23 protein-coding genes are annotated in these 24,808 nt (G+C 45.5%); 17 read left to right on the top strand and 6 right to left on the bottom strand.

Features of this window, described 5'->3' with window-relative positions; genetic code table 11:
* Positions 1-82 precede the first annotated feature (82 nt).
* Entirely contained in the window at positions 83-1,219 is a 1,137-nt protein-coding gene (gene argE / locus CWO13_RS20510) for an acetylornithine deacetylase (RefSeq protein WP_102530065.1), read from the bottom strand.
* Between the two features lie 154 nt (positions 1,220-1,373).
* Between argE and argC the strand changes: the two genes are divergently transcribed.
* From argC to argH, 4 genes are all read left to right on the top strand, one after another.
* Positions 1,374-2,378 (top strand): N-acetyl-gamma-glutamyl-phosphate reductase, encoded by a 1,005-nt coding sequence (gene argC / locus CWO13_RS20505; protein WP_102433309.1) that lies wholly within the window; start codon positions 1,374-1,376, stop codon positions 2,376-2,378.
* Between the two features lie 12 nt (positions 2,379-2,390).
* Positions 2,391-3,179, top strand: a complete 789-nt coding sequence (argB, locus tag CWO13_RS20500; protein WP_017061138.1) for an acetylglutamate kinase — start codon at positions 2,391-2,393, stop codon at positions 3,177-3,179.
* 113 nt (positions 3,180-3,292) lie between these two features.
* On the top strand, positions 3,293-4,504 hold the full coding sequence (locus CWO13_RS20495) for an argininosuccinate synthase (RefSeq protein ID WP_017632086.1): 1,212 nt from the start codon (positions 3,293-3,295) through the stop codon (positions 4,502-4,504).
* Between the two features lie 347 nt (positions 4,505-4,851).
* The gene (argH, locus tag CWO13_RS20490) at positions 4,852-6,726 is read left to right on the top strand and encodes an argininosuccinate lyase (RefSeq protein WP_017061136.1); all 1,875 of its coding nucleotides are present in this window, start codon (positions 4,852-4,854) and stop codon (positions 6,724-6,726) included.
* A gap of 254 nt (positions 6,727-6,980) precedes the next feature.
* On the opposite strand, the gene CWO13_RS20485 is transcribed toward argH, so the two are convergent.
* Positions 6,981-7,229: a DUF3624 domain-containing protein gene (locus CWO13_RS20485; RefSeq protein WP_080967687.1), complete on the bottom strand. Its 249-nt coding sequence runs from the start codon at positions 7,227-7,229 to the stop codon at positions 6,981-6,983.
* Positions 7,230-7,316: 87 nt separating this feature from the next.
* On the opposite strand from CWO13_RS20485, the gene CWO13_RS20480 reads away from it, so the two are divergent.
* Positions 7,317-7,664, top strand: a complete 348-nt coding sequence (locus CWO13_RS20480; protein ID WP_004729674.1) for a RidA family protein — start codon at positions 7,317-7,319, stop codon at positions 7,662-7,664.
* 240 nt (positions 7,665-7,904) lie between these two features.
* Here the strand turns inward: CWO13_RS20480 and CWO13_RS20475 are convergent, their stop codons facing one another.
* From CWO13_RS20475 to CWO13_RS23745, 3 genes are all read right to left on the bottom strand, one after another.
* Positions 7,905-9,371, bottom strand: coding sequence for a dihydrolipoyl dehydrogenase (locus CWO13_RS20475; protein ID WP_055319906.1), 1,467 nt, complete (start codon positions 9,369-9,371; stop codon positions 7,905-7,907).
* 289 nt (positions 9,372-9,660) lie between these two features.
* The gene (locus tag CWO13_RS20470) at positions 9,661-10,389 is read right to left on the bottom strand and encodes a glutathione peroxidase (RefSeq protein WP_048659171.1); all 729 of its coding nucleotides are present in this window, start codon (positions 10,387-10,389) and stop codon (positions 9,661-9,663) included.
* 44 nt (positions 10,390-10,433) lie between these two features.
* Positions 10,434-10,613 (bottom strand): hypothetical protein, encoded by a 180-nt coding sequence (locus CWO13_RS23745; protein WP_102433306.1) that lies wholly within the window; start codon positions 10,611-10,613, stop codon positions 10,434-10,436.
* On the opposite strand from CWO13_RS23745, the gene oxyR reads away from it, so the two are divergent.
* Positions 10,612-11,505: a DNA-binding transcriptional regulator OxyR gene (oxyR, locus tag CWO13_RS20460; RefSeq protein WP_102433305.1), complete on the top strand. Its 894-nt coding sequence runs from the start codon at positions 10,612-10,614 to the stop codon at positions 11,503-11,505. The two genes, CWO13_RS23745 and oxyR, sit on opposite strands and share 2 nt — an antisense overlap.
* Positions 11,506-11,616: 111 nt before the next feature.
* On the opposite strand, the gene CWO13_RS20455 is transcribed toward oxyR, so the two are convergent.
* On the bottom strand, positions 11,617-14,178 hold the full coding sequence (locus CWO13_RS20455; RefSeq protein ID WP_170960798.1) for a penicillin-binding protein 1A: 2,562 nt from the start codon (positions 14,176-14,178) through the stop codon (positions 11,617-11,619).
* Between the two features lie 151 nt (positions 14,179-14,329).
* Here CWO13_RS20455 and pilM point away from each other — a divergent pair, with 151 nt between their 5' ends.
* From pilM to CWO13_RS20400, 11 genes are all read left to right on the top strand, one after another.
* Complete coding sequence (pilM, locus tag CWO13_RS20450) at positions 14,330-15,355, top strand: type IV pilus assembly protein PilM (RefSeq protein WP_102433303.1); 1,026 nt, start codon at positions 14,330-14,332, stop codon at positions 15,353-15,355.
* Entirely contained in the window at positions 15,339-15,938 is a 600-nt protein-coding gene (locus tag CWO13_RS20445) for a PilN domain-containing protein (RefSeq protein ID WP_102433302.1), read from the top strand. The genes pilM and CWO13_RS20445 overlap by 17 nt, the downstream gene beginning before the upstream one ends.
* Positions 15,931-16,542, top strand: coding sequence for a type 4a pilus biogenesis protein PilO (locus CWO13_RS20440; protein WP_048659164.1), 612 nt, complete (start codon positions 15,931-15,933; stop codon positions 16,540-16,542). Before CWO13_RS20445 ends, CWO13_RS20440 begins: the two co-directional genes overlap by 8 nt.
* Positions 16,529-17,047 carry a pilus assembly protein PilP gene (locus CWO13_RS20435; protein ID WP_048659163.1) on the top strand — a complete coding sequence of 173 codons (519 nt, stop codon included), beginning with the start codon at positions 16,529-16,531 and terminating at the stop codon, positions 17,045-17,047. The genes CWO13_RS20440 and CWO13_RS20435 overlap by 14 nt, the downstream gene beginning before the upstream one ends.
* 59 nt (positions 17,048-17,106) lie before the next feature.
* Positions 17,107-18,801, top strand: coding sequence for a type IV pilus secretin PilQ (locus CWO13_RS20430; protein WP_102433300.1), 1,695 nt, complete (start codon positions 17,107-17,109; stop codon positions 18,799-18,801).
* Positions 18,802-18,977: 176 nt separating this feature from the next.
* Complete coding sequence (gene aroK / locus CWO13_RS20425) at positions 18,978-19,496, top strand: shikimate kinase AroK (protein WP_017061125.1); 519 nt, start codon at positions 18,978-18,980, stop codon at positions 19,494-19,496.
* A 24-nt stretch (positions 19,497-19,520) separates the two neighbouring features.
* The gene (aroB, locus tag CWO13_RS20420) at positions 19,521-20,609 is read left to right on the top strand and encodes a 3-dehydroquinate synthase (RefSeq protein WP_017061124.1); all 1,089 of its coding nucleotides are present in this window, start codon (positions 19,521-19,523) and stop codon (positions 20,607-20,609) included.
* A 79-nt stretch (positions 20,610-20,688) separates the two neighbouring features.
* The gene (locus CWO13_RS20415; RefSeq protein ID WP_055319910.1) at positions 20,689-22,206 is read left to right on the top strand and encodes an SPOR domain-containing protein; all 1,518 of its coding nucleotides are present in this window, start codon (positions 20,689-20,691) and stop codon (positions 22,204-22,206) included.
* 69 nt (positions 22,207-22,275) lie between these two features.
* Entirely contained in the window at positions 22,276-23,121 is an 846-nt protein-coding gene (locus CWO13_RS20410) for a Dam family site-specific DNA-(adenine-N6)-methyltransferase (protein ID WP_048659159.1), read from the top strand.
* 204 nt (positions 23,122-23,325) lie between these two features.
* Positions 23,326-24,000, top strand: coding sequence for a ribulose-phosphate 3-epimerase (gene rpe / locus CWO13_RS20405; RefSeq protein ID WP_017068835.1), 675 nt, complete (start codon positions 23,326-23,328; stop codon positions 23,998-24,000).
* Positions 24,001-24,102: 102 nt separating this feature from the next.
* A complete protein-coding gene (locus tag CWO13_RS20400) occupies positions 24,103-24,789 on the top strand; it encodes a phosphoglycolate phosphatase (protein ID WP_102433299.1) in 687 nt (228 codons plus the stop codon).
* Positions 24,790-24,808 lie beyond the last annotated feature (19 nt).

Here is a 24,808-nt window from a genome sequence, read left to right as displayed (position 1 = left end):
AACAGGCTATGTCAGAGATAACAGAATAAAAGCCACCTTTTGGGGTAGCTTTTGTATAAAAATATCGAACGGGTAGCAATAACTAGAAACAATATTTACGGATCGATTTACTCAGAACATCAATTGTTGGGTCAATAAAATCGAAGCTTAAGAACTCATCCGGTTGGTGAGCCTGGTCGATTGACCCCGGACCTAGTACTAAGGTTGGACACAGCTCTTGAAGGAAAGGTGCCTCTGTACAGTAGTTCACGGTTTGCGATTCAATCTCGCACACCGATTCCATACCACCAATAAATGGATGATCGTGTTGGCACTCGTAACCCGGAATCGGCTCATGCAGCGGAGTAATGTCAATTCTGCCCGGCCATTTTGCTTCTACTTCCTTGAGTGCGCTGCGCAGCATGTTATCCAACCCATCTAAGCTGATGCCTGGTAAAGGACGAACGTCGTAATGTAGTTCACAACAGCCACAGATTCGGTTAGCGCTATCACCGCCGTGAATATGGCCAAGGTTTAGAGTCGGACTTGGAATAGCGAAACCTGGGTGGTGATACTCTTTGACTAACTTGTCACGCAGCTGCATCAAAGCAAACAGCACTTCATGCATGATTTCGATGGCGTTGACACCTAATGCAGGATCCGAAGAGTGACCTGATTTACCGGTTACTCGCACGGCATTGGCGACATGACCTTTATGACCACGTATAGGCACAAGGCTGGTTGGCTCACCAATGATGCAGTAATCCGGTTTAAATGGTGCATTCTCCGTGAAGTGACGTGCGCCTAGCATGGTGGTCTCTTCATCACAGGTTGCCAATACATAAAGTGGCTTCGCCTGTTTGCTCCAATCCATCTTCTTTGCCGCTTCATAAACGAAAGCGAAAAAGCCTTTCATATCGGCCGTGCCTAACCCATAGAAGCGATTGTTGTGTTCTGTTAGTGCGTGAGGATCGAAGTTCCAACGCCCTTCATCGAATGGCACTGTGTCGCTGTGTCCCGCTAATAACAAGCCACCTTCACCTGAGCCCATCTTTGCGACCATATTATGCTTGCCGGGCTCGACCTCCACGACCTCAACGCTAAAGCCTAAGTCTTTAAACCATTGAGCCATTTTTTCGATCACTTTTTCGTTGCCATGATCCCAGCTTGGATCGGTAGAACTAATAGAGTCGGTGGAAATTAGGCCTTTGTAGACCTCAAGAAAACTCGGTAATTGCATAATATCTTCACTTCTACTATTGACAGGAAAACTATAAGTCGGTAAAACACATATTAAATCATATTTAATGCATAAGAAATCAAATAAGGCCAAAAATTAAGTATGAATAGTCAAATTTTGAAATGTAACTTACCTCAGGAATGGATGTGTTGAGATGTTGAAAACCACGATCATTGGCGCAAGCGGCTACACAGGAGCAGAACTGGCTCTAATGATAAACAGACACCCTGAGCTCACGCTATCAGGTTTATATGTCTCAGCCAATAGTGTAGACGCAGGTAAACCTATTGCGGCACTGCACGGTAAGTTAGCTGGCTTGATTGATATGCCAGTACAGCCATTAACGAATCCAGAAGAAGTAGCAAAGCAGTCTGATGTGATTTTCTTAGCTACCGCACACGAAGTAAGTCACGACCTAGCGCCAATTTTTCTAGAAAACGATTGCCAAGTCTTCGACCTATCGGGTGCATTCAGAGTTAAAGGCGAGAACTTCTACCAAGAGTTCTACGGTTTTGAACACCAACACGAACAATGGCTAGATAAAGCCGCTTACGGTTTAGCGGAATGGAATGAGCAAGCGATTAAAGAAGCTCAACTTGTTGCAGTCGCGGGTTGTTATCCAACCGCATCACAATTGGCGATTAAGCCTTTGGTTGAAGCGAAGTTACTGGATGAGAACCAATGGCCTGTGATTAACGCGACCAGCGGTGTTACTGGAGCGGGTCGTAAGGCGACTATGGTTAACAGCTTCTGCGAAGTGAGTCTGCAAGCTTACGGCGTATTCAATCACCGTCATCAACCTGAAATGGCTGCACATTTAGGATGTGATGTGATTTTCACTCCGCACCTCGGCAACTTTAAGCGCGGTATTTTAGCGACCATCACCATGAAACTGGCTGAAGGCGTGACAGAGCAACAGATACAAGATGCCTTTGAGCAAGCTTACCAAGGTAAACCTGCAGTGAGACTACTCGAAGAGACACTGCCAAGAATTCAAGATGTAGAACAGACGCCTTTCTGCGACTTAGGTTGGAAGGTTCAAGGTCAGCACATCATCGTTGTTTCAGCGATTGATAACTTATTAAAGGGTGCATCTAGCCAAGCGATGCAGTGTTTAAATTTACGTTATGGTTTTGCGCCATTAACTGCGTTAGTGTAAAGGAATCTAGATATGAGCCTTAATAATCAACCATTAATCATAAAGTTAGGTGGCGCTGCGCTATCTTGTGGTGAAACACTCAGCAAGTTATTTGGTGCTATTTCAGCTTACCAACAGCAGGCACAGCGACCTATCGTGATTGTTCACGGCGGTGGTTACCTTGTTGACGACCTAATGAATAAGTTGAACCTCGAAACCGTCAAGAAAGAAGGGCTACGTGTTACTCCTTATGACCAGATCCCTGTGATCGCTGGTGCACTAGCGGGCACGGCCAACAAACTACTTCAAGGTCAGGCAATTAAAGATGGTATCAATGCCGTTGGTTTGAGCCTTGCAGATGGTGGTTTATGCAAAGTGAGCGAACTGAACCCTGAGCTGGGCGCAGTAGGAAAAGCGGAGCCGGGCGACTCAACCGTTCTGCAAGCGATTCTTAATGCGGGCGCACTGCCAATCATTAGCTCAATTGGTCTGACTGAGCAAGGCCAACTGATGAACGTCAATGCCGATCAAGCAGCGGTTGCCGTTGCAGGCGCACTTGATGCTGAACTGGTGCTACTTTCTGATGTAAGTGGTGTGTTGGATGGCAAAGGCCACCTCATTCCAAGCCTTAATCAACAGCAAGCTGATGACCTTATTACAGGCAAAGTGATTACTGACGGCATGATCGTTAAGGTTCAAGCTGCACTAGAAGCCGCTAACGACCTTGGACGACCAATCGAAGTTGCCACTTGGCGATACCCAGAAAAGCTAACACAACTGTTTTCAGGTAAAAGCATAGGAACACAGTTTTTACCTCAGTAGGTCTTACAACGAGTCACTACTTAAAGAATTTAGACAAATTAAATAAACATATAATTATGAAGTCATTTCCAACGCTGACCGCCATGTGCAGTATGGAAACTAGGAGAAAGAAAATGAGCAAAGTTAACGTAAAGAAAGTTGTAGTAGCCTACTCTGGCGGTCTAGACACATCAGTAATCATTCCATGGTTGAAAGAGAACTATGACTGTGAAGTGGTTGCGTTTGTTGCGGATGTTGGTCAAGGCGACGAAGAGTTGATTGGTATCGAAGAGAAAGCGAAAGCTTCGGGTGCTTCTGAGTGTTACATCGCTGACCTTAAAGAAGAGATGGTGGCAGATTACATCTACCCAACGCTGAAAACGGGCGCTTACTACGAAGGTAAATACCTACTAGGTACTTCAATGGCTCGTCCAATCATCGCGAAAGCGCAGGTTGAAGTAGCACGTAAGGTAGGTGCAGACGCACTGTGTCACGGTTGTACGGGTAAAGGTAATGACCAAGTTCGTTTTGAAGGTGCATTCGCAGCACTAGCACCAGACCTACACGTAATTGCACCATGGCGTGAGTGGGATCTAGTGAGCCGTGAAGAGTGTCTAGATTACCTAGCAGAGCGTAACATTCCTTGTACTGCTTCTTTGACTAAGATTTACTCGCGTGATGCAAACGCATGGCACATCTCAACAGAAGGTGGCGTTCTAGAAGATACATGGAACGCACCGAACGAAGATTGCTGGGCTTGGACTGTAGACCCAGAGCAGGCACCAAACGAATCTGAAACAGTGACGCTTAAAGTTGAAAAAGGCGAAGTGGTAGCGGTTGATGGTGAAACAATGACGCCATACAACGCACTGGTTTACCTAAATGAGAAGGGCGCTAAGCACGGTGTTGGTCGTATCGATATCGTAGAAAACCGTCTTGTTGGCATGAAGTCTCGTGGTTGTTATGAAACTCCGGGTGGCACAATCATGATGGAAGCACTGCGTGCAGTAGAGCAACTGGTTCTTGATAAAGCGGCATTCGAATTCCGTGAAGAGTTAGGTGTTAAAGCTTCTCACCTTGTATACGACGGTCGTTGGTTCACTCCACTATGTAAGTCAATCCTTGCCGCGACAGAAGAGCTAGCACAAGACGTGAATGGCGAAGTGGTTATCAAACTTTACAAAGGCCATGCAACGGTGACTCAGAAGCGTTCTGACAACAGCCTGTACTCAGAAGAGTTTGCAACCTTTGGTGAAGATGAAGTTTACGACCAAAGCCACGCTGAAGGCTTCATCCGTCTTTACTCGCTATCAAGCCGTATTCGTGCTCTGAATAGCCAAAAGTAATCCTAATAATGAGTTAGCGCGCTAGCCTTTAGCGAAAGGTTGAAGGTCAGTAAACAGACATTATTATGCAAAGCCCATTCACTATTGATTAGTGAGTGGGCTTTTTACTTTCTATTCGCTTAATAAATCAGCTTCGGTTTTTACTATCGAATGGCATATAATTCGCGCTCCACGCTGAAAATAATCAATGGATTCAATTTGTGGTGAATAAATATGTGAAAATAATGAATTAATACTTTATTTTCATTTTGAATTGCCGTAAGTTTAAACCATCAGAAAAATACTGAATCTTAATCAGAATTATCATTTGCAAAAACAGTGAGCACTGTGCAATTAGGAGATACACAATGGCATTATGGGGCGGTAGATTTACCCAAGCAGCAGACACCCGGTTCAAAGATTTTAACGATTCTCTTCGTTTTGATTACCGATTGGCTGAGCAAGACATTGTGGGCTCAATTGCCTGGTCTAAAGCTCTACTGTCGGTCAACGTATTAACAGAAGAAGAGCAACAGAAGCTTGAGTTAGCGCTGAATGAGCTAAAACTTGAGGTGATGGAAGATCCTGAACAGATTCTACGTTCTGATGCAGAAGATATTCACAGCTGGGTTGAGCAACAACTTATCGGCAAAGTCGGTGATTTGGGCAAAAAGCTTCACACAGGCCGTTCTCGTAATGACCAAGTGGCGACCGACCTGAAACTGTGGTGTCGTCAGCAAGGTAACCAACTGCTATTGGCATTGGATCGCCTACAGAGCCAAATGGTCAACGTTGCTTCTCAGCATCAAGAAACTGTGCTTCCTGGCTACACTCACTTACAACGTGCTCAGCCGGTAACTTTTGCTCACTGGTGCTTGGCTTACGTTGAAATGCTTGAACGTGATTATTCACGTTTGAATGATGCGATTAAGCGTCTAGATACATGTCCGCTGGGTTCTGGTGCCCTTGCCGGAACTGCTTACCCGATGGACCGTGAAGAGTTAGCTCACAACTTAGGTTTCCGTCGTGCAACGCGCAACTCTCTAGATTCAGTCTCTGACCGTGACCATGTGATGGAGCTGATGTCGATCGCTTCTATCTCTATGCTTCACCTTTCGCGTCTTGCAGAAGATATGATTTTCTACAACTCAGGTGAATCAAACTTCATCGAGTTAGCAGATACCGTGACTTCAGGTTCATCTCTGATGCCACAAAAGAAAAACCCGGATGCGTTAGAACTTATCCGTGGCAAAACTGGCCGTGTTTACGGTTCACTAGCTGCAATGATGATGACAGTAAAAGCTCTGCCTTTGGCGTACAACAAAGACATGCAAGAAGATAAAGAAGGTCTGTTCGACGCTTTAGATACTTGGAATGATTGTATGGAAATGGCAGCGCTCTGTTTTGACGGCATTAAAGTGAACGGCGAACGTACACTTGAAGCGGCGAAACAAGGCTACGCGAACTCAACTGAACTGGCTGATTACCTAGTAGCGAAAGGGATTCCTTTCCGTGAAGCTCACCATATTGTCGGTGTAACAGTAGTAGCGGCGATTGCTAAAGGCTGTGCATTAGAAGAATTAACCATCGCAGAGATGAAAGAGTTCTCTGAGGTGATTGAAGAGGATGTATATGACATCCTGACCATTGAATCGTGTCTTGAAAAACGTAGCGCGCTAGGTGGTGTATCTCCACAGCAAGTGGCTTACGCGGTTGACCAAGCTGAGAAACGTTTATCACAGCGTGACACTTCCATCGTTAAGGTTCGTCCTGCTCGTCTGACTGATATTGAAGCGTTAGAAGGCATGGTCGCTTACTGGGCGAACATGGGTGAAAATCTACCTCGTTCTCGTAATGAACTGGTGCGTGATATTGGCTCGTTTGCGGTCGCGGAACATCATGGAGAGGTGACAGGTTGTGCATCACTCTATGTGTATGACTCTGGCTTAGCAGAAATTCGCTCACTCGGTGTTGAGGCTGGCTGGCAAGGTCAAGGGCAGGGTACTGCGATTGTGCAGCACTTGGTTGAGAAAGCGCGACAAATGGCCATCAAGAAGGTGTTTGTGCTGACTCGTACACCAGAGTTCTTCATGAAGCATGATTTCTTACCGACATCGAAATCTCTACTGCCTGAGAAGGTACTGAAAGATTGTGACCAGTGTCCTCGTCAACATGCGTGTGATGAAGTGGCGTTGGAAGTGAACTTGGTAGAGCAGATTATCGCTAAGGTTAATGTTGCATAAGACATTGATTTTATAGCTCCTAAAAAAAAGATCAAAAATCTGATCTTTTTTGGGAACAAACTAAGAAAAGCCCGGTCTATTAAAGTACCACTGCTTTTTCTTAGAATTTTCTAAGAAAGCCCTAGAATCGATTGGTTCTGGGGCTTTTTTCTATCCGCTGTTTGGTAAATGATAATAGCTCGATAATTACGGTGCACGATTGATGTATTGAACCTATCATCTAACCATTATTGCCTATCCAGCAAACTCCTCAGCTAACGCTTTTTGTTCCTTAAAGGCAGCACCACTAACTTCATTATCCAATGCAGCGATAACAAGCCACTGAACGCGAAAGCGGCCATCATCAAGGCGATGGCATTGATGGTTTTCGGGTCTTCCCTGAAAAGTAACCACCATGTTCCCCAACTCAAGAGCGACAGCACCATGAGTTGGTTCATACAACGTTGGCAGCGACCGAGTTTGTTGAAGATTTTTTCATTTTTATTGCAATGAATACATGTCATCTTGGGCTTGATTCGCGTTATGCTTGTTGCCCTGATAATACCACGTCACAAGATATTGGATCACGGTGACATAGAGAGAGAAGATCGATGATTGAGCGCCAAGAAACCAAGCAACGTATGAGCCGTATTGTTAAACACAACGGTACTATCTACCTATGTGGCCAAGTTTGTGCTGATGCAACTAAAGACATCACTGAACAAACACAGACCATGCTAGATAAAGTAGAAGCGCTACTTGAGCAAGCAGGCAGCGACAAAGAGCACATGCTGTCAGCAACGATTTACTTGAAAGACATGAAAGACTTCCAAGAAATGAACGCAGTATGGGATGCATGGGTTCCAGAAGGTCACGCTCCAGCTCGCGCATGTGTGACTGGCGACATGGCTCGCGAAGCACTGCTAGTTGAGATCTCTGTGATTGCAGCTGAGAAGTAATTCTCTCGCATTTAGCGATAAGTAACGGTTTTAAGAGATTCCAGATACCTCGTCCCTCGGTTCTGGAATGACGGTTTAAGTTTTGGTTTAGTGGCTTAAATAAATCAACGTCATTCCCGAAAGCGACGAAGGAGCGTAGTCGGGAATCTGTTATTTGTTCGTTGCCGAAAAACAAAAAGGAAAGCCAATGGCTTTCCTTTTTAGTATCTAATTTATGTGTTCTGTCTCAATCAACCGAGATTAACAACCAGGTCCACAATCTAGACAGTGTTTCACCATCTCTGGGCCTAAGTGCAGTTTCGCGTTGAGGTCACGCAGCGCTGTTCGTACACCCTCTTCAATTACTGGGTGATAGAACGGCATGTCTAGCATTTCAGAAACCGTCATCTTGTTCTGGTGTGCCCATGCTAACAAGTGAGCTAAGTGTTCTGCGTTTGGTCCCATCATCTCAGCACCAAGGAAGCGGCCTGTACCTTGCTCGCCGTAAACGTGCAGAATACCTTTGTTGCGTAGCATCACTCGTGAACGACCTTGGTTCTCGAACGACACTTCACCCGTTGCGAAACAACCACATGTGCCTAAGCGGGTGGTGATCTCTTTGTAGGATTCACCAACCATCGCGATTTGCGGGTCAGAGAATACCGCTGAGATTTTAGAGCGGCGTAGACCTGCACGAATCTCAGGGAAGCGACCAGCGTTGTCACCTGCAATGCGGGCTTGGTCTGCTGCTTCATGTAGCAGAGGTAGTTGGTTGCTTGCATCACCTGCAATGAATACTGATGGCAATGATGTTTGTAGCGTGTAGTGGTCAGCGATTGGAACACCACGCTCATCAAGTTCTAGAGAGGTATTCTCTAGGCCAAGTTTGTCGGTGTTGGGACGACGCCCCGTTGCTGCCAGTACGTACTCAACGACGTTAGTTTCTAGTTCACCTTGCTTATTGATGAATTGGATTTCGACGCGAGCCTCACCCGATTCAGTGGTAATACGCTTCATGCTTTCGATTTTCACGTCGGCATCTAGGTAGAACTCTTCATTGAAGGCTTTATCTGCGTAAGCCATGATCTCTGGGTCGGTTACTGGGCCAACTTGACCACCTAAACCGAACAGTTTGGTCTTCACACCTAAGCGGTGTAGTGACTGGCCAAGCTCAAGACCAATAACACCAGGGCCAAATACTGCAACCGATTCTGGTAAATCATCCCAGCTGAACACGTCATCGTTAATGATCAGACGGTCACCAAGCTCATTCCAAACGGCAGGGTATGCAGGGCGAGAGCCAGTTGCGATAACAATACGTTTAGCGGTGACAACCGTGTGGTCATCAATTTGTAGTGTGCTGTCGTCTAAAAACTTTGCGTAGCCAGAGATCTTGTCTTGCTCTGGGATTTCATCAACACCTTCTAAAACAAAACCAACAAAACGGTCACGTTCAAACTTCACTCGGTCCATCACTTCACGGCCGTTAATCACGATATCACCTTGTGGGTGAACGCCAAAAGCTGGTGCTTTCTCGATTTGGTGTACGCTTTCCGCTGCTGCAATAAGCAGTTTAGATGGCATACAACCAACACGAGCACAGGTTGTACCGTAAGGGCCGCCTTCAATCATCACGACACTGTCAGTGTGTGCTTTTGCAGCGCGGTAAGAACCTAAACCTGCCGTACCGCCCCCGATAACTGCTACATCTACATTGACTTGTTTCATAATAATTTTCTCGCAATGGCTAAATTTGGTTTGAACGAACCCCTCCAACTCTGGTGATTTTTTGAGAGTCAGGATAGTGGGTCAGTTTTGTGATTCTGTTTTATTAGGTTTAGCTTGTGGTTCTGCTTTTTGTTACTAACTATAGGTTAGTAAAAGACAGGCGAGTCACCAGCTATATTCTTTTTTCCAAAACTCAGATAAGAGCGTTTGGAATGGCTAACCCACAAGAGGGTGGGTTAGCTGGTATTACTGCTATTTATTTACTAAGCGTTTACTTGCGACTAAGTGATTAACCTAGGAAAGCTTCTAGTTCTTCGCTACCACCGATGTGTTTGCCACCGATGAATACTTGAGGAACGGTAGTGCGACCAGAGATTGCACGTAGGCTTACTGTTGTTGCATCTTTACCTAGAACCACTTCTTCGTAGTTCAGACCTTTGTCGATTAGGTTCTGTTTTGCTTTCATACAGAAAGGACAGCCTGGCTTAGTGAATACTGTGATTGACTCTTGCTCTTTGTGCTCAGGAGCAAGGTAGTTAAGCATAGTATCTGCATCAGAAACCTTGAACGGGTCGCCTGGTACGTCTTCTTCGATGAACATTTTTTCTACCACGCCGTTTTTAACCAGCATGCTGTAGCGCCATGAACGTTTGCCGAAACCGATGTCGTTTTTCTCAACTAGCATCCCCATGCCGTCTGTGAAATCACCGTTACCATCTGGGATGAATGTGATGTTTTCTGCTTCTTGGTCTGCTTTCCAAGCGTTCATTACGAATGTGTCGTTTACTGAAACACACAGAATGTCATCAACACCGTTTTCTTTGAATACAGAGTGTAGCTCGTTGTAACGAGGTAGGTGGCTTGAAGAACATGTTGGCGTAAACGCACCTGGTAGGCTGAATACGATAACTGTTTTGTCTTTGAATAGCTCTTCAGTCGTTACGTTAACCCATGCATCACCTTGGCGAGTTGGGAATGTTACTTGAGGGATTGATTGACCTTCTTTAGATGCAAACATATTGATTTCCTTAAATAGTATTTTTAATTTTGTTCTATCAGAGCTTAACGTTTTTCTTCGCTCTGTTTCGTTTCGTTGAGCCCATTATTAGATAAATCCTTTGATAGCTCTAATCGTTTGATGTTATGGTTTTGATAGGTAAATTCTATCAATGGCATTTTTCTTTTAAATGTTTTTGTTAGAACCCTTGTTCTTATTAAAACCTGAGGTAAGAGACTGATCATGAACATTCGTGACTTTGAATACTTGGTAGCGCTCGCAGAGCATAAACACTTCCGAAAAGCGGCAGAAGCGTGCTTTGTCAGTCAGCCAACACTAAGCGGTCAAATACGCAAACTAGAAGATGAAATCGGACTTCAGTTAACCGAGCGTAGTCCAAGGAAGGTGATATTTACAGAATCAGGGTTACAACTTGTTGAACAAGCCAAGCGTATTCTCAATGAAGTGAAAACTTTTAAAGATATGGCGAGTGGCCACGGTGAAGCGATGACGGGGCCAATGCACATTGGTTTTATTCCAACCGTGGGTCCTTACATCTTGCCTAAGATTGTTCCTCATCTTAAAGAGAGCTTCCCAGATCTTGAGCTTTACTTGCATGAAGCTCAGACCCATCAGCTAGTGAGTCAACTTGAAGATGGCAAGCTTGATTGCTTGGTACTGGCTGCAGTTGATGAAACCGCGGTGTTCAAAGAGATTGATGTGTATGACGAGCCCTTAAGTGTTGCCGTTCCATGTGACCACGAGTGGGCTCAGCAAGACACTATCGATATGCTGCAGCTAAATGGACAGACCGTACTGGCGCTAGGTGACGGTCACTGTTTAAGAGACCAAGCCTTGGGCTTCTGTTTTGCGGCGGGCGCCAAAGATGATGAGCGCTTTAAGGCGACTAGCTTAGAAACGCTGCGTAACATGGTTGCGGCGGGGGCGGGTATTACCTTGCTTCCTCAGCTATCTGTGCCGAAAGAGAAGCAGAAAGACGGTGTGTGTTACGTACCTGCGGTGAATCCAACGCCTTCACGTAGAATTGTCGTGGCTTACCGTCCGGGTTCTCCATTGAAGGGACGTTTCGAGCAATTGGCTGAGACTATCCGAACTCAACTGGAGAAAACAGCTTAACACTCGATCTCAGAGCCCAAGCTGGTAAGGTATAGATATAAAAAAAGGGTTGATATGAATTCATATCAACCCTTTTTGTTGGTTCAACTTACTAGGTTCAACAAACCCTAGCTAGAACAGTTCTTCTACTGCTTCACCTGATGAGGTTGAGTAGATGTCGTCATTGAAACGTTCTGTGATGTACTCGGTTGGCTCAGTGCCTTTTTCGAAGTACTCGAACATTGATGAGCTATCGAACTTATTAGTCAATAAGCCAGTTTCACGGTCGATACGAACACGAACGATGTTCTCCGGAATCTCTTTACGTTCAGCAGGAACACCCGCTAACGCAGTACCCATGAAATCAACCCATGCAGGTTCTGCTGTTTTCGCGCCAGCTTCTGCACCCGTAATTTGGTTCTTACCAAGGTTTGAGTTCGCTTTGGTTCTGCCTAGGTTGCGGTTGTGGTTATCAAAACCAACCCATACCGTTGCAACCATGCCAGGGCCGTAGCCGCTGTACCAAGTATCTTTCGAGTCGTTAGTCGTACCGGTTTTGCCGCCAATATCACGACGTTTCAGTGGTTGTGCACGCCAACCTGTACCGTTCCAACCTGTACCCGCACTCCAATCACCGCCGCCCCAGATGTTGCTGTACATCATTTCACGAACTAGGAATGCGTTCTGCTCAGAGATAACTTGAGGTGCGTATTGAACTTTCGCATCCACGTCTTGCTCTGCAAACTCATCCGCCATTGGATCGGCTGTGATGGTCTGTTTGCAATCTTCTTTACAGACGACTTTTGGTGTCGCTTCAAACTCAGTCTCGCCAAATGGAGTCTCAACGCGGCTGATGTAGAAAGGTTCAACGTAGTAACCACCGTTAGCGAATACCGAGTAACCTTGCGCTACTTTCATTGGCGTTAAGCTACCAGCACCTAGCGCAATAGTTTCAGAGCGCGGTACTTCGTCAATATCAAAACCAAATCGAGTAAGGTAGTTACGAGTATCATCCAGGCCTACTTCGCGTAGTACACGTACCGCCATTACGTTTTTAGACTGAGCTAAGCCAATACGTAGACGAGTTGGACCCACATAAGTCGGTGGCGAGTTCTTTGGTCGCCATGCTGTGCCTTGGCTCTTATCCCATTGGTTAATCGGGGCATCATTGATCAGTGAGGCTAGCGTTAAGCCTTTCTCAATCGCTGCTGAGTAGATAAATGGTTTGATACCAGAACCCACCTGACGAATAGATTGCGTTGCACGGTTGAACTTGTTGTGTACGAAGTTAAAGCCACCCACCATCGACAACACAGCGCCGTTGTTCGGATTCATTGCAACAAATGCGGTGTTCGCATTAGGTACTTGGCTAAGTCGCCATACAACTGGTGTTTCTGATTCTGCAGTCGCTGACTCTTCTGTCGGCTCTTCAGAGACTTCATCGCCTGTAACGGCTTCATGGCGAACCCAGATTTGTTCACCAACAGCTAGAATCTCTTTTGCTTGAGAAGGCGCTGGTCCTTGGCGGTTATCCGTTAGGAATTTGCGTGCCCAGTTCATACCTTGCCATTCGATAGTGCCTTTACCTTGGTTCTTAACCCAAATTTGCGCACTTTTCGAATTAACTGCGGTAACAACAGCAGGGACTAGGTCACCATAGGTTGGTTGAGACTTAAGGTGTTTAACGATTTGTTCTTGATCCCACGCTGATTGCGCAGTCTGCCACAATACTTTTTCAGCGCCACGGTAGCCATGACGCTCATCGTAGCCAAGTAGGTTCTTAATTGCGGCTTGGTTCGCTGCTTTTTGCAGTTTCGAATCAACAGTCGTGTAGACCTTCATGCCTGATGTATAAGCTTCTTCACCGTAGCGTTCCACCATCCAAGCACGTGCAACTTCTGCAACATACGGCGCGCTCAGTTCGATCTCTGCACCGTGGTATTTCGAGATAAGTTCTTCGCTACGAGCGTCATCGAACTCTGCTTGAGTGATGTATTGCTCGTCTAACATACGACGCAATACGACGTTACGACGGTTAGTCGCGCGCTCAACAGAGTAAATAGGATTCATTGTCGAAGGTGCTTTGGGCATACCCGCAAGTGTCGCAATTTCACTCAGTGTTAGATCAGGAAGATCCTTACCGAAGTAAACACGTGCTGCAGCGCCAAAACCATACGAACGGTGACCAAGGAAGATCTTGTTTACGTAAAGCTCCATGATCTCTTCTTTACTAAGCAGTTGCTCAATGTGGATCGCAATGAAGATCTCTTTGATCTTACGCATAATCTTTTTCTCATTAGATAAGAAGAAGTTACGCGCAAGCTGCTGAGTAATGGTACTCGCCCCTTGTTTTGCTGAACCCGACATTGCAACCACGAGTGCTGCACGTGTGATACCGATTGGGTCAATACCAGGGTGCTCATAGAAACGGCTATCTTCGGTGGCAATCAGAGCCTCAACTAAGTGGCGAGGAATCTCGTCATAAGTCACCGGATTACGACGCTTTTCGCCAAATTGAGAGATCAACTTACCGTCTTGACTGAAGACTTGCATCGGCGTTTGGAGTTCTACGTCGCGCAAAGTGGCGACATCAGGCAACTCTGGTTTTACGTAATAATAAAACCCGAAAATTGTACTGACTCCAAGAATCATGCAAATCAATGTAAATATGAATAATCGCTTTATGAACTTCACCGGATAATCCCTGATTAGTTAAGGCTGATAAGCAGCAAACCCTTGTACTCTAGGCTAAAAACTTAGCTTTCGTTTATTAACGCTTATTTAACTAATAATCACAACCCCTAGATAATCAACGAAATGCTTGGCACTTCAGGAGCTAGGTCACATGGGTTCATCATTAATTACAGGTATAGATATAAATCATCACAGCATCAAAGCCGTGGTACTAAAACCCGTGGGGGAGTTGTATGCCCTAGTGGGATACAAAGAGCTGCCGATTTCGGACGACATTTTTACAGCTAACCATACTTTGGAGTATCAGAAAACTGTTAAGAAACTTAAAGAACTTAGGAAAGGACTGCCTTTTGGCTGTCGCAACGTCGCCATTTCGGTACCTGATAACACGGTGATCAGCAAAGTACTACAAATAGAGAGTGAGTTAGAAGACAGAGAAAAAGAGTTTTCTATCTATCAAACCTTCGCCCATCAATCTCCCTTTCCTATCGAGGAGCTGAGTTTAGATTTTGTAAAGCTGGAAGACAAACGATTTGGTAAAGGTTCGACAAGCAGTTATCAGGTGTACGCCACTCGTAAGGAAGTCGTCGATAGCCGAGCGGATACATTAACTAAGGCTGGTTTTAAACCTGTGGTGGTAGATACACAGGCCCATGGGCTGCTAAACATCTGGCAATTGGCTTCGCGCTTGTATCCCGATAAGAATAACTGGTTGCTGGTGGATGTTGGAATCGACCAAACGTCGTTAGGAGTTATCCCGCAGAATTCAGCGCCTTTCTATAAAGACATCGCTTTTGGTACTCAAGATCTTCGCAGCTCGGATAACCCAAGTGATATAGAAGGTGTGTTCGGCACGGCTGAAGATACCCATCAATTCATTGTTCATTTGATTGAGAAGCTCAAGCGCCAATTACAGCTCTATTCATCGGGAAATGCGCAGCAACCTATCTCTGGGATCTGGCTGATGGGTGAGGGTGCGAGTATTCCTATGGTAACCGAAGAGTTAGAGCGCCATTTTCAGCTGAGCTGTGAGTCATTGAATCCTTTGTCTCTGTTTGAGAACAAGGTCGCCAAGAGACGTAGACTGCCAATGGACTGGCAACACTTTGGTATTGCCGCGGGTATGGCGATGAGCGGACTCAAGTGGCAGGGAGAAAAGCATGTTGCATCAAATTAACTTGCTGCCGTGGCGTGATGAGATTCGTGCTCAGCATAAGAAGCGTTTTGTTCATTTGGTTATTCTTGGCGTCATCATTGCGCTTGGTGGGCAATGGGCGGTCGGTAACTACTTTTATGACCAACAAGCCAGGCAGCAAGCGCGCCTCAATTATCTTAATCAATACATCGCTGAGCTCGACCGACAAATTCAGTCATTAAAAGTCGCCGAACAAGAGCACAAAGCCATTCTCACTCGACTTGATGTGGTGGAGTCTTTGCAGCTTGGCCGCAATAAAACCACCGACTTCATGAACCTGATGCCAGAGCTGATTCCTGAGGGCGTGTATGTCGACAAGATAAAGATGAATGGTCAGGAGATTGAGATGTCGGGCATCAGTGACAGTACCGCTCGTCTTGCGACTATGTTGGACAACTTAGAGCGCTCAGATTCCCTGGAAGGGGTCGAGATGCACTCTATCGTTCATAACCGCAAACGCTTCAATAAAGAATTTCAGACCTTCAAGGTCTCTTTTGTGTTTAGCCCTGTCTCTTTAGAAAACACAACCGCGAGCAGAAAAGAGAAGGAGACGCATCATGGCTAACCTTCAAAATAGAATGAGCTTGCAAGATCTCGATGTTGATGAGATCACCGAGTGGCCATTGCTGCCTCAGCTTCTCGTGATTCTGGTGTTGATAGTGTTAATCCAAGGTGTAGGCACTTGGCTTTATGTGTTGCCACTCGACGATGAACTGCAACAGATGAAGCAACAAGAACAAACCTTAAAGACGACCTTGCGAATTAAGGCCAATAAGGTTGCAGCCTTGCCTAAATTGCAGAGTCAGCTGGATGAACTAACCAGTCGCTACGATTACCTGTTAGAGCAGCTGCCTGTTCAAAAAGAGCTAGCCAGTATGTTGGCGTCTGTGAATGAACTCGGCTTGGATAATTCGCTGACCTTTACTCGAATCGATTGGGGACAAAAACAGAACAAGGAGTTTCTCTATCGTTTACCGCTCAATATCGAGCTGACGGGTGACTACCATGAGATTGGTGACTTTTCGGCTGCCATCGCTAAGCTGCCGCGCATCATTAGCTTTGATGATGTGAACTGGCAGCGAGTTAGCCAAGAAAGTAGCACTCTGCACTTTAGGGTTCGAGCTTATACCTACCAGTTTAAATCGGAGGTCAATGATGAAACCCAATAGCGCGCTTTACTCAATCGTGTTGCTGCTTGCACTGTCAGGCTGCAAAGCAAATCAGGATTCACTCCCAGACTTCGTGGCACAGGTTGAAACTAAGGCGAGAAAAGATGTCGAGCAACTTGTCCCAGCAACTGAATTCACGGCGGCGACTTATCAGCGCCGAGCCTTTCGTCCTCCCTTTGAACTTCCTAAAGAAGCCATTGTGCAAAACCAGCCTTTGGTTAAGAAAGACTGTTGGCAACCTAGCGCTCGCTCTCGTAACGGAAAGTTAGAGAAGTACCCGCTGAGCAAGCTTCGTTTAAGAGGTGTAATGGGCAGTGGTTCAAGTGTGTTTGGGCTAGTGCAAACACCGAAAGGCAACGTGGTAAACGTCAAGAAAGGCCAGTTTATCGGCCTAAACAATGGCCGAGTTACTAAGGTGACCAGCCAGTACGTTCAGATTAATGAAACTCTTCCAGATGGCTTAGGTTGTTGGCATAAGCGCAACGTTAGGCTGGCTCTGAAGTAAACCAATGTCACATGATGTGGATATGAGATGTAAATATGATTAAAGGAATAAGTGAGTCAATGAACAAAGGGCTGAAAGGCTTGATGGTGTCTGTGATGTTGGTTTTTAGCGTATTTAGTTACGCAGAGAGCCTACCAAATAAATTAGAGAATATTGATTTTAGGGTTAATAAGGATAAAGACGCCGTCATTATCATTGAGCTAGCGACCAGCACCGCTGTGGTGGATGTTCAACGTGCTCAGGAAGGGTTAAGTATCGAGTTGATCAATACTCAGGTTGATGATGACAAGCTTTACCTACTAGATGTAAAAGACTTCGCTACCTTGGTTGAAGGTATTGAAGTCTATAAAGAGACACCAAGCACTCGGCTTCTAGCGACGATTAGCAATGACTATCAGTATGAATACAATCTAAAGGGACGTTTTATTGAGGTGGTGATCAGCAAACCAGTTATCGATCAAGTGACCAAAGAAAAAAGCGTTCTAGAGAAAGAGGGCAAGCTGATATCGATTAACTTCCAAGACATCCCAGTACGAAATGTCCTGCAGCTGATTGCTGACTATAACGATTTTAACTTAGTCGTATCTGATTCGGTCGCCGGAAACCTCACTTTACGTTTAGATGGCGTACCTTGGCAGCAAGTTCTCGACATTATCTTGCAAGTTAAAGGCTTGGATAAGCGAGTTGATGGTAATGTTATCTTGGTGGCACCTAAAGCGGAGCTCGATCTTCGAGAGCAACAAGCGTTAGAAAAATCGCGTTTAGAAGAGGAGCTTGGGGAGCTTAAGTCGGAAATCATCAAGATTAACTTTGCTAAGGCCACCGATATTGCCGACATGATTGGCGGTGAAGGTGCGGTCAGCATGTTGTCTGATCGCGGTTCGATTACCATTGATGAGCGCACTAACTCTTTATTGATTCGTGAGTTGGAGGAGAACATTACCGTGATACGAGGCATCATTGAATCCTTAGATATTCCCGTGAAACAGGTGCAGATAGAGGCGCGTATCGTGACCGTCACTGAGGGTAATCTTGATGAGCTTGGCGTGCGCTGGGGCGTTTCATCAACCAACGGAAGCTTCACCGTTGGTGGTTCAATAGAAGGTAATCATCCATCACAAATCACACCGTATGACGATGATGGTGGCAACAGTGCGATTGATGACTACCTCAACGTTAACTTGGGGGCGACATCGCCGAATGCATCGAGCATTGCTTTTCAAGTCGCCAAGCTTGGGTCGGATACTTTGCTCGACCTTGAACTGTCGGCACTTCAACAAGAGTCGAAAGCTGAGATTATTTCTAGCCCACGCTTAATCACCACCAATAAAAAGCCCGCTTATATTGAGCAAGGTACTGAAATCCCTTACTTAGAGTCTTCTTCAAGTGGTGCAACGTCGGTCGCATTTAAGAAAGCGGTATTGAGCCTCAAGGTGACGCCGCAGATCACACCCGACAATCGTTTGGTATTGGATTTGAGCGTGACTCAAGATAGACCTGGGCAAGTGGTCAAGACCGGAACAGGGGAAGCGGTAGCAATTGACACGCAAAGAATAGGTACGCAAGTGCTTGTTAATAATGGTGAAACTGTCGTTCTTGGCGGGATATTTCAACACAGCGTAAGCAGCACTGTGGATAAAGTTCCTCTGTTGGGAGACCTGCCAGTTTTGGGTGCATTGTTCCGTCGCAGCTATGAAAATGTGGGTAAAAGTGAACTACTTATTTTTGTCACACCCAAAGTTGTGATTCAGTAATGAACAATTAGATTAAAAATAAAGTTGCATTAGTGGCACCTAACCTTGATAATTTCGGGTCTTATCACGAATTATCTGTGAGGAATCGGTGCCACGGGCCTTTTAATTTCAGTACTTGTACTGACCTACCTTGTGGCGATGTCATTGAATTAACGTTGTAAATTACTGCTAAAAACATGGCTGAGAAACGCAATATTTTTCTTGTTGGCCCAATGGGCGCCGGCAAAAGTACAATTGGTAGACACCTAGCTTCCCAACTTCATATGGAGTTTCTAGACTCTGACACTGTGATTGAAGAGCGCACTGGCGCAGACATCGCATGGGTTTTTGATGTTGAGGGCGAAGAAGGTTTCCGTAAGCGCGAAGAATCTGTAATCAATGATCTGACAGAAGAACAAGGTATTGTTCTTGCGACAGGTGGTGGTTCAGTGTTGAGCAAAGAAAACCGTAACCGTCTATCTGCACGAGGCATTGTTGTATACCTAGAGACAACAATTGAAAAGCAACTTGCTCGCACTAACCGCGACAAGAAACGCCCTCTACTTCAAACAGACAACCCGCGTGATGTGCTAGAAGATCTAGCTGTATCTCGCAACGCACTATACGAAGAAGTGGCGGACTACACAGTTCGTACTGACGACCAAAGTGCAAAAGTGGTAGCCAACCAGATCGTAAAAATGCTAGAAGAACGTTAAGTTCATTTTTCGGAGAGCAAACCCATGGAACGGATTACGGTCAATCTAGCTGAGCGTAGCTACCCTATCTCTATTGGCGCCGGGTTATTTGAAGACCCGGCGTACCTTTCTTTTTTATCAGGCAAACAGAAAGTTGTTGTTATCAGTAATGTGACAGTAGCGCCTCTTTATGCAGATAAAATTTTATCGCTATTGGATCAAGTAGGCTGTCAGACATCTCTTCTCGAGCTGCCAGACGGTGAACAGTACAAAACCCTTGAAACGTTCAATTCAGTGATGAGCTACATGCTTGAAGGAAATTACAGCCGCGATGTGGTGGTGATTGCTTTAGGTGGTGGTGTAATCGGTGACTTGGTCGGTTTTGCTGCCTCTTGTTACCAGCGCGGTATAGATTTCATTCAAATCCCGACGACCCTTCTTTCTCAAGTGGACTCTTCTGTTGGTGGTAAAACCGCAGTAAACCATCCTCTTGGTAAGAATATGATCGGCGCTTTTTACCAACCGAAATCTGTGATCATCGATACTAACTGTTTATCAACGCTTCCAGAGCGTGAGTTTGCAGCTGGCATTGCTGAGGTGATCAAATACGGCATCATTTACGATGAAGCCTTCTTTGATTGGTTGGAGCAGAATCTAGAGAAACTTTATCAACTTGATGAAGAGGCACTGATCACCGCGATTGCTCGTTGTTGTGCAATTAAGGCTGAAGTGGTGGCTTTAGATGAAAAAGAGTCAGGAATCAGAGCGTTATTGAACCTAGGTCATACATTTGGTCATGCGATTGAAGCAGAACTAGGCTATGGTAATTGGCTACATGGTGAAGCTGTGTCGTCAGGCACTGTAATGGCAGCGAAAACTGCTCAATTACAGGGGCTGATCTCTCAGCAGCAACTTGAGCGAATTATTTCTATACTCAAGAATGCGAAATTACCAATCCATACGCCAGAAAGCATGTCTTTTGAAGACTTTATGAAGCACATGATGCGCGATAAAAAAGTGCTGTCTGGTCAGTTGCGTTTGGTATTACCAACAAGTATTGGTACTGCTGAAGTGGTTGCTGATGTGCCTCAAGACATCATTAAACAAGCGATCGATTTCTGCCGTACTCTTTAAATTTGGTTGTGAGGTTGCCTAGCTAAACTCTAGGCAACTGAAGCGTTTTACTGATCGATCTTATCAGTAGGGATCCCCAATGAGTTTGGCTCATGAATTAAGAGTATTAGAGTTAGAATCTCAAGTTGAGCTGCTAGAGCGCTTACAGCTTTTGACTAACTTTGGTTCAAACCTAGTCACGGTTGCTGGTAAAACTGGCTCGGGCCGTTCTTGGTTAGCTCAGCGTTATCTGGAAGCGTGGTCGACTGAAAAAAATCAGTGTTTACTGCTTTGTCATCCAAGCCAAGACGATCAACAACGCCGCGCGCTTATTCTTAGCCAAATTGTTTCTGATCCCCTGTTTAATCAACATGATTCTTTATCAGATAGCCTGACTAGGTTACTGGATGGAGAGCCGTGTAATGTGGTTATCGTCGTTGATGATGCCCAACGACTTTCTGAGCTATTGGTATCCGAATTATGGATGTTGGTACTAGAAGCTCAATCAAACCCTCAATGGACGATCAATATCGTTCTCTTCTCGGAACCTGGCCACTTAGATACGTTATTAACGCGTTTGAGTTACGGTCAACAACACAAGCCTATCGATCTCGAGATCGATGACCTTTCGCAACCAGAAGCTGAACATTTCTTTGAATCACTGGTGATTCGATATGTTGATGATGAGTCTGAAACTCGCGTGCGACGTGCGTTTAGTAAAGCGCAACCTCTGCCCGGTGAGTTAATGGCTTTAGGAGAATTGAAAGTGGAAAAAAGGATTATTATTCGCTCAATTATTGGCTCACCGATCAATATCGCGATTGTGGTGGCCTTGTTGTTGGTTTTAATTGGTGGCGGCTATTGGTGGATGTTCAGTCAGCCAACACCAGACGATAAAGCGCAGTCGCTTATCGCACCGATTGAACAGACAGCTATCCCAACTTTTGAAGTGGAAAGTGGTACCGAGCAAGCTGGTATCGACGGAATGGTAGATTCTGAAACCGAAGCTGACATGAGTTACCAAGGCGCTGACGACGATAGCTCATCTTTGCCGCCAACTGTCGTTGAAGATACCGCGAGTGTTGGGGAAGTGGAACAAGATCAGCAACGCGTTGTGATCACCTCTGACGTGGTTGATGCTCTGCTTGATGATAAGCCTGAAAGTGCCGATACCAGCGCGATTGATGCGGCTGTTGAGGAAAATACAGAGGCAGCGGCTAGCGCGCAACCTGATGCAGCACAAGCCGAACCACAACCAACAGTTGATGAAGAATCAGATCTAACTGATTCAACACCGCCGACTAAAAAGATTACCTTCTCATTTGCTCGTGAAGAGTTACAAGCTATCTCGCCGCGCGCGTATACCTTGCAGTTGAGTGCGATGACCTCATTGGAGGATGTGCAATCCTTCATTGAAGAATATGACCTTGAGAACAAGGTTCGTATTTACCCAACACTTCGTAACGACACCAAGTGGTTTATCATCACTTATCAAGATTACCCAACGATTCAAGTGGCGCGAGACGCGGTAAGTGCGTTATCAAAACCCCTTCAACAGTTGGAACCTTGGGCAAAATCGATGAATCAAGTGCATCGAGAGATAGAACGTGCGAAATAACCCTGAGCTTAGCCTCAAAATATGTTACATTCCGCAGCCTTATTTTTGAGTTGATAGATAGAGCAGTAAATGAAAAAGCAGCGTGCCTTTCTAAAATGGGCTGGTGGTAAATATGGCCTAGTTGAAGACATCCAACGTCACCTGCCACCTGCTCGTAAATTGGTAGAACCGTTTGTCGGTGCCGGCTCAGTATTTCTGAATACTGACTTTGAACAGTACCTGCTTGCAGATATCAACCCCGATCTTATCAACCTGTACAACCTACTTAAAACCGATCCTGAAACTTATATCACGGAAGCGAAGCGCTGGTTCTGTCCTGAGAACAACCGCAAAGAAGCCTTCTTAGATATTCGCGCTGAGTTCAATGGTACAGATAACGTCATGTATCGTTCGTTGGCTTTCTTGTATATGAATCGATTTGGCTTTAATGGCCTATGTCGTTACAACAAGAAGGGCGGTTTTAACGTCCCATTTGGTTCTTACAAAAAACCTTACTTCCCAGAAGCCGAGCTGGAGTTTTTTGCCGAGAAAGCGAAAAAGGCCACCTTCGTCTGTGAGGGATACCATGAAACCTTTAGCCGCGCGCGCAAAGGCTGTGTGGTTTACTGCGATCCTCCATACGCACCGTTGTCGAACACGGCTAACTTTACCTCATACGCAGGTAATGGCTTTAGCTTAGATGACCAAGCTGCATTGGCGGATGTTGCTGAAAAAGCAGCAATGGAGCGTGGTATTCCTGTTTTGATTTCAAACCACGATACGACACTAACGCGTCGCTTATATCATGGTGCTGAGTTAAACGTGGTCAAGGTGAAACGCACCATCAGCCGTAATGGCGCTGGGCGTAATAAAGTTGATGAGCTGCTGGCGCTTTTCCATAAAGAGAAAAACCAGCAACACACATCAGCGGAATAGTTCTGGTCAGAACAGCCGCTAAACTCATTAAATTGAGTGACCAACGGATACTTTCTTAAACTAATCTTTCGAACTGCTAGGATCTGCTTAGGTGCTTAGGTAGAATTGCACACCAAATAGTCTTGGGCTTGAGTCTTGTATTTGTGTATGAGATATCACTAAGACGGTGACATTCGTAATTTACTCACTCTTAAGAGGTTTGGTATGAAAGATTTTCTAATCGCTCCATCGATTTTGTCTGCAGATTTTGCTCGTCTTGGTGAAGACGTAGAAAAAGTACTCGCAGCTGGTGCTGATGTTGTGCACTTCGATGTGATGGACAACCACTACGTACCTAACCTGACTTTTGGCGCGCCTATTTGTAAAGCGCTGCGCGACTACGGTATTACTGCTCCTATCGATGTGCACCTTATGGTTAAGCCTGTGGACAGTATTGTTCCTGAGTTTGCAAAAGCGGGCGCATCAATGATTACCTTCCACGTTGAAGCTTCAGAGCACATCGATCGCACTCTACAGCTCATCAAAGAGCACGGCTGTAAAGCGGGTGTGGTTCTTAACCCTGCAACACCGCTTTCTTGCCTAGATTACATCATGGACAAAGTAGACATGATTCTACTAATGTCTGTGAACCCTGGCTTCGGCGGTCAATCTTTCATTCCTCACACGCTAGATAAACTACGTGCTGTTCGTAAGCTGATTGATGAGTCAGGCCGCGACATTCGCCTTGAGATTGATGGCGGTGTGAAGGTGGATAACATCCGTGAAATCGCAGAAGCGGGTGCAGATATGTTCGTTGCGGGTTCTGCTATCTTCAACCAACCGGATTACAAAGAAGTGATTGATGAGATGCGTGCAGAGCTTGCAAAAGTAAACGCATAATCGTAAAACTACAGATAGATTGAATATTAAGGGGCTCATTGGCCCCTTTTTTACGTCTTATCGCTCAACACATAAGACGAATATAATTAATAGGAAAGTAAGATGTCATTAAGCTCAATAAAACTGATCGCCTTTGATTTGGATGGAACCTTGTTAGACAGCGTGCCTGATTTAGCTGTCGCCGCTGACCAAGCTTGTCAGGAGCTGTGTTTCCCTTCAGTGAGTGAAGAACAAGTTCGCGACTATGTTGGCAATGGTGCTGACGTGCTTATCGGGCGTTCACTCAGCCGTAACCTAACTGTTGATCCAAGCCTAGATCCTGAGCTGCTGAAGAAAGCACGCATCTTGTTTGATGATTTCTACGAGCAGGGCGGCCACAAGCTGAGCCACCTTTACCCATCAGTAAAAGAGACGCTGGCAGAGCTGCATAATGCGGGTTTCACTATGGCGCTTGTGACCAACAAACCATCGAAGTTTGTACCCGACGTTCTGGCGCAACACGGTATCGATAAGTACTTTGTTGATGTTTTAGGCGGCGACTCTTTCCCAGAGAAAAAACCGAATCCAGTAGCGCTGAACTGGTTGCTAGAAAAGCACAACGTTAAAGCGGAAGAGATGTTGATGGTTGGTGATTCAAGCAACGACATCAAAGCGGCTAAGAATGCGGGTTGCTACTCGTTTGGTCTGACTTATGGCTACAATCACGGTGAGCCAATTTCAGCATCAAACCCTGACTATGTGGCGGATAACGTTGCTCAATTACTAGATGTCGTTCTAGTTTCAGCATAAAGCGGACAAAAGTTAGCTA

The organism is Vibrio sp. ZF 223, assembly GCF_003050585.1.
Lineage (GTDB): Bacteria > Pseudomonadota > Gammaproteobacteria > Enterobacterales > Vibrionaceae > Vibrio > Vibrio crassostreae.
This window is presented reverse-complemented; position numbering and strand designations above follow the sequence as displayed.